Raw genomic sequence first — 5,952 nt, forward strand, 5'->3', positions numbered from 1 at the left:
GATACATCGCGATCCGGCCCTGCATCGCGGCGACCGACGCCAGCGGCAGCAGGCCGGTGCAGTCACCGGCGGCGTAGATCCCGGGCACCGACGTTCGAGACACCCGGTCGACTTTCAGGTAGTTGCCCTCGGCGAGTTCGATGCCCACCCGCTCCAAGCCCAGGCCGGCGGTGTTGGGCACCGACCCGACGGTCATCAGCGCGTGGCTGCCCTCGACGGTGCGCCCGTCGGTCATCGCGACCAGCACCCCGGTGTCGGTGCGGACCACCGATTCGGCCCGGGCGTTCTTGACCAGCGTGACGCCGCGTTCGGCGAACGAGCGCTCCAACACCATCGCCGCGTCGACGTCCTCGTGCGGCAACACCCGGTCACGGCTGGCCACCACGGTCACCCTGACGCCAAGCTCGGTGTAGGCGTTGACGAACTCCGCACCGGTCACCCCCGAGCCGACGACGACGAGATGCTCGGGCAGTCTGTCCAGGTCGTAGAGCTGCCGCCAGGTCAAAATTCGTTCGTCGTCCGGCTGCGCGCTCGCCAGCACCCGCGGGCTGGCACCAGTGGCGATCAGCACCACGTCAGCGTCACGCACGTCGCTCGTGCCGTCGGCCGCGGTCACTGTGACGCGGTGGTGGGCCAGACCGGGAGCAGGGTCGACCAGCTCGCCCCGCCCGGCGATCACCTCCACACCGGAGTTGACCAACTGGGTGGTGATGTCGGCGGACTGCGCCGCGGCCAGCGACTTGACCCGCTGGTGGATCTGCCCCAGCTCGATCTCGGCGTCCGTGAAGTGGATATCAAACCCGAGATGCGGGGCCCGGCGCAGCTCAGTGCGCACCCCACTGGAGGCGATGAATGTCTTGGACGGCACGCAGTCGGCCAGCACGCAGGCGCCACCGATGCCGTCGGAGTCGATCAGGGTGACCTGGGCGATCGCCGTGCCGCGCGCCGCGGCCACCAGGGCCGCCTCGTAACCGGCCGGGCCTCCTCCGAGGATCACAATGCGGGTCGCCACAGCGATAACCTAACGTGGCGAGGATGCGCGTCGTGATCCAGCGCGAGGTGGTCAACACCGTGGCCGTGCAGCGGCGAGGGGGCGAGCCGCGCGATCAAACCGAGCCGTCGGTTGTCCGCTTATCGCGCGTAGCTGCCGTTTAAGCTTTCTCCGTGCCGCTCTACGCCGCCTACGGATCGAACATGCACCCAGACCAGATGCTGCAGCGGGCACCGCACTCGCCGATGACCGGGACCGGTTGGCTACACGGCTGGCGGCTCACCTTCGGCGGCGAGGACATCGGCTGGGAGGGAGCGCTGGCCACCATCGTCGAGGATCCGGGGGCGAAGGTGTTTGTGGTGCTCTACGACGTGACGCCTTCCGACGAGAAGAATCTGGACAGGTGGGAAGGCTCGGAACTGGGCATTCACCAGAAGATCCGCTGCCGGGTGGATCGGCTGACTGGGCTTTCTGCGGATACCACCTTGGATCCGGTGCTCGCCTGGTTGTACGTGGTCGACGCTTGGGAGGGTGGGCTGCCGTCGGCACGCTACCTGGGGGTCATGGCCGATGCTGCCGAAATCGCCGGCGCGCCAGCTGAATACGTCCATGACTTGCGCACCCGACCCGCCCGCAGTATCGGCCCCGGTACATAGGCGCTCTCGTTGCGAATGCTGGCGGATGGTCAAAACGTTAAATGCGGTTCGGGATCCGGTGGCAACGCCGGTCCACCGTGGTGTGGATTCCACCGAAGCTGGTGGCCGCGACCAGTAGGTCGCGGCGTTGCACCAGCGCATGCACTGCGGCGGCATTGGCCAGTTCCACTGAGACCAAGCCGCCGAAGCGGCGCATCTGCGCTGAGGCCACTGGGTGTGCAGGATCGCCCGTCAGACCGGGAAACCGCACCGCCCGACCGCCGGGTGGCCGCGCAACAACTCGGCCAAGCCCTGGGCATTGCGGCATTGGCGGTCGAACCGGAGGTCCGGCCGTGCCCAGGCTGCGTAGCACCAACCAGGCCTCGAATGCCCCCAGGATCGGTCCAGCGTGAAGGCGTTCGCGTTCTAGCGCCATGATCAGCTCCGCCTGGCTGCCGGCCACGTAACCGGCGACCACGTCGCTAAAGACAAAGCCCCGGCGACTTGACCATGCGGCCAGGGGTTATCCGGGGCAGTACCTGGGCTAGTTTACACGAGGTGTCCGGTGACGAGGAGAGCCCCGGGCCGTGGGTGGAATCCTGGCTGTCCCGGCCGCGGTTCGCGGTTTACTTAGCGGCAGCGGGAGCAAATCGGCGGCTGGCGCTTGACCTGTATGAATGGAACGCCACCGTGTCGGCGGCGTTGTTGCACGACCTTGCGCATCTGGAAGTGGCGCTGCGCAACGCCTACGACGCCGCCATCGTGGCCAACACCTCCAGCAGCGTGCCGCACTGGACGGCCGATCCATACCGATTGTTCCCGGTTCGGTGGCGATCAGGCCCGCGACGGAACTCGCATCGATGCAAATCGTAGGCCTCGCGAACACATCGACAGAGCCGTGCGCGACGCCGGCCCAGGGGCGCCGCCGGGCAAGGTGATCGCCGAACTGCCGTTTGGATTCTGGCGCTACCTGTCCACGACCGCCCACCACCATCCGCTGTGGGTTCCGTATCTACACGCTGCGTTCGGACCCGGTACGGCCCGCCAATCGGTTGACCGGCCCGTCGGCCGGCTACATCTGCTGCGCAACCGTATCGCACATCACGAACCTCTGCTGAAGCGCAACAGCATCACCGGCGTGCTCAGCGCCAGTACCCAGCATTTACGTGACCACGTTGCCGATCTGCTCACCGTCGCCGAGCTGATCTCATCGGAACTCGGCGACTACGTCGCCGCTCCAAGCGAGGTGCAGGAGGAACTAGATCAGTCCCCAACTCTGTGATGGAATCCCGGTCACGGGCGACCATGACGCCGCAGATTTTTGAATTCGAGACCCCGAAGTGAGCCGGCCGCCAAGGTACGGCGAGTTCCGCTAACCGGATAGAAAAGTCGCGAGAACGACCAGGTTCGTTTGGCTGGTACGCCGACCGCGATACAGGTCTGGGTGCAACCCACTGGTCCGGCCACTTGACGTCCGGCCACCGAGCCATCATACTGCTGCGGTGGCGCTGCAACCGGTGATTCGGCGGTCCGTGACCGAAGCGGTTTTCGAGCAGATCGTTGCCGACGTGCTCAGCGGGGAGCTGCAGCCCGGGGAGGCGTTGCCCAGCGAGCGCCGGCTGGCCGAGGTGCTCGGGGTATCCCGTCCGGCTGTGCGTGAAGCAATCAAGCGGCTTTCGGCCGCCTGTCTTGTTGAGGTACGCCAAGGCGGCGTCACCACCGTGCGTGATTTCCGGAGGCATGCTGGCTTGGATCTGCTGCCGCAGTTGCTGTTTCGCGATGGCAGGCTTGACGTATCGGTTGCCCACAGCATCCTCGATGCCCGGCTGCGTAACGGCCTGAACGTCGCCGAGCTAGCGGCAGAACAGCACCGGCCCGGGCTGGCTGAACTTCTCGACAAATCGCTGTGTGCGCTGGAGTCCGAGGATGACCCGATCGAGTGGCAGCGCCACGGGCTCACGTTCTGGGATCACCTGGTCGACGCCGCCGGTTCGATCGTGTTCCGGTTGATGTTCAATGCATTTCGCGCGGCATATGAGCCGGCACTACCTGCTTTCGCCACGGCGATGACCACCGAGGATAGGCGTCCGGATTCCTACCGGAAGTTGGCCACTGCGGTTTGTGCCGGCGACGCTGGCGCCGCAAAAAAGGCCGCCCAGGACTTGCTCGAAACCTCGAACGCAACGTTGACCGCCGTGCTCGACAACGTGGGAAGCCAGCGGTGAGTAGCTACGTGGTGGTCAGTGGTTATGTCCGTGGTCAGGTTCGGCCTGGGGTGGATGCGGTTGGTGGGTTTTATCGGATGTGTGTTTTGACGGGTAAGGCGTTGTTTCGGCCGCGTTTTCAGTGGCAGGAGATGATCGAGCAGGGCTGGTTCATTACCAGTGTGTCGTTGTTGCCGACGGTCGCGGTTGCGGTGCCGTTGACGGTGTTGATTGTCTTCACGCTGAATATCATGTTGGCCGAGTTCGGGGCGGCGGATATCTCCGGTGCGGGTGCGGCGTTGGGGGCGGTGACTCAGTTGGGTCCGATGACGACGGTGTTGGTGGTGGCTGGTGCGGGGGCGACGGCGATCTGTGCTGATCTGGGTGCGCGCAGCATCCGTGAGGAGATCGACGCGATGGAGGTGTTGGGTATTGATCCGATCCATCGTTTGGTGGTGCCTCGGGTGGTGGCTGCCACGGTGGTGGGGGGTTTGCTCAACGGCGCGGTGATCACGATCGGGTTGGTGGGGGGTTTTGTGTTTGGGGTGTTCATTCAGCATGTGTCGGCGGGTGCTTATGTGAGCACGTTGACGTTGGTGACTGGTTTGCCGGAGGTGGTTATCTCGGTGGTCAAGTCGGCCACGTTCGGGTTGATCGCCGGGTTGGTGGGTTGTTATCGCGGGTTGACGACCCGTGGTGGTCCTAAGGGTGTGGGTGTGGCGGTCAACGAGACGCTGGTGTTGTGTGTGCTTGCGCTGTTTGCGGTCAATGTGGTGTTGACCACGATCGGGGTGCGGTTCGGGACGGGGCGTTAGCGGTGGCGACGTCGGTGGTGTTGCGTGCCCGGTTTCCGCGGACAGCAGCCAGTCTTGACCGTTATGTCGGTGGTGCGGGGCGAACGCTTGAGCAGCTCGGGGGTTTTGCGCGGTTCACTCGGGTCAGTGTGGGGCGTATCGGGTGGGCGTTGCGCCATTACCGCGCCGAGACGCTGCGGTTGATCGCCGAGATCGGGATGGGCACTGGCGCGATGGCCGTTGTCGGCGGCACGGTCGCCATCATCGGTTTGGTGACGTTGTCGGGGGGGTCGTTGATCGCCATTCAGGGTTTCGCGTCGTTGGGCAATATCGGCGCTGAGGCGTTCACCGGGTTTTTCGCCGCGTTGGCCAACACTCGGGTGGCGGCGCCGATCGTGGCGGGGGTGGCGTTGGCGGCCACCGTCGGCGCCGGGGCGACCGCGCAGTTGGGCGCGATGCGTATCAGTGAGGAGATCGACGCCCTGGAGGTGATGGGGATCAGGTCGATGTCGTTTCTGGTGTCTACCCGCATCATTGGTGGGCTGGTGGTGATCGTGCCGTTGTATGCGTTGGCGTTGGATATGGCCTACACCTCCGGGCAGCTTGTCACCACGGTGTTCTACGGCCAGTCCAACGGCACCTATGAGCACTACTTTCGGACTTTCTTGCGGCCCGAGGACGTCGGCTGGTCGGTGGTGCAGGTCGTGGTGATGGCGGTGGTGGTGATGATCACCCACTGCTATTACGGCTACACCGCCAGCGGCGGGCCGGTCGGTGTCGGGCAGGCGGTTGGTAGGTCGATGCGGATGTCGCTGGTCTTGGTGGTGGTGGTGGTGTTGTTGGCTCAGTTGGCGCTCTACGGTGTCAACCCGAACTTCAACCTGACGGTGTAGCGGCGATGCCCCCGACACCGGCCAAGCCGACCACGCGTACCCACTCACGCCGGTGGCTTTATCTGGAGGGTGTGGCCCTGTTGGGGCTCGGTGCGTTGGTGTTGGTGTTGGTGTTCTTGCAGTTTCGGGGGGATTTCACGGCTAAGACCGAGTTGACGATGCTGGCGTCGCGGGCGGGTCTGGTGATGCAGACCGGTTCGAAGGTCACCTACAACGGGGTGGAGATAGGCCGGGTGGCCGACATCTCCGAGATCGACCGAGACGGCCGCCCAGCGGCAAAGCTGATGCTCGACGTCAACCCGCGCTACGTCAGGCTCATCCCGGCCAACGTGGTGGCCACGATCCAGGCGGCCACCGTGTTCGGCAACAAGTATGTGTCGTTGGCCTCGCCGGACGACCCGGTGTCGCAGCGTATCTCGACGGCTGATGTGATCG

9 protein-coding genes are annotated in these 5,952 nt (G+C 65.0%); 7 read left to right on the forward strand and 2 right to left on the reverse strand.

The features are described from left to right. A partial coding sequence (locus AC2VOP_RS12625; protein WP_486961288.1) for an NAD(P)H-quinone dehydrogenase occupies positions 1-1,012 on the reverse strand: 1,012 nt, incomplete at its 3' end. A gap of 152 nt (positions 1,013-1,164) precedes the next feature. Here AC2VOP_RS12625 and AC2VOP_RS12630 point away from each other — a divergent pair. Beyond that, positions 1,165-1,647, forward strand: coding sequence for a gamma-glutamylcyclotransferase family protein (locus AC2VOP_RS12630; protein ID WP_486961289.1), 483 nt, complete (start codon positions 1,165-1,167; stop codon positions 1,645-1,647). A 37-nt stretch (positions 1,648-1,684) separates the two neighbouring features. On the opposite strand, the gene AC2VOP_RS12635 is transcribed toward AC2VOP_RS12630, so the two are convergent. Beyond that, entirely contained in the window at positions 1,685-2,104 is a 420-nt protein-coding gene (locus AC2VOP_RS12635) for a PLP-dependent transferase (RefSeq protein ID WP_486961290.1), read from the reverse strand. An 80-nt stretch (positions 2,105-2,184) separates the two neighbouring features. Here AC2VOP_RS12635 and AC2VOP_RS12640 point away from each other — a divergent pair, with 80 nt between their 5' ends. From AC2VOP_RS12640 to AC2VOP_RS12665, 6 genes are all read left to right on the forward strand, one after another. Next, positions 2,185-2,499, forward strand: a complete 315-nt coding sequence (locus tag AC2VOP_RS12640; RefSeq protein ID WP_486961291.1) for a hypothetical protein — start codon at positions 2,185-2,187, stop codon at positions 2,497-2,499. Between the two features lie 25 nt (positions 2,500-2,524). Further along, entirely contained in the window at positions 2,525-2,908 is a 384-nt protein-coding gene (locus tag AC2VOP_RS12645; RefSeq protein WP_486961292.1) for a hypothetical protein, read from the forward strand. 220 nt (positions 2,909-3,128) lie between these two features. After that, positions 3,129-3,851, forward strand: coding sequence for a FadR/GntR family transcriptional regulator (locus AC2VOP_RS12650; RefSeq protein WP_486961293.1), 723 nt, complete (start codon positions 3,129-3,131; stop codon positions 3,849-3,851). Positions 3,852-3,928: 77 nt separating this feature from the next. Continuing rightward, positions 3,929-4,645, forward strand: a complete 717-nt coding sequence (locus AC2VOP_RS12655) for an MlaE family ABC transporter permease (protein WP_486961296.1) — start codon at positions 3,929-3,931, stop codon at positions 4,643-4,645. Between the two features lie 2 nt (positions 4,646-4,647). After that, a complete protein-coding gene (locus tag AC2VOP_RS12660) occupies positions 4,648-5,517 on the forward strand; it encodes an ABC transporter permease (protein ID WP_486961294.1) in 870 nt (289 codons plus the stop codon). A gap of 5 nt (positions 5,518-5,522) precedes the next feature. Beyond that, positions 5,523-5,952: MlaD family protein (locus AC2VOP_RS12665; RefSeq protein WP_486961295.1), on the forward strand; the 430-nt coding region annotated here is incomplete at its 3' end.

Source organism: Mycobacterium sp. TH-M106 (genome assembly GCF_057473765.1).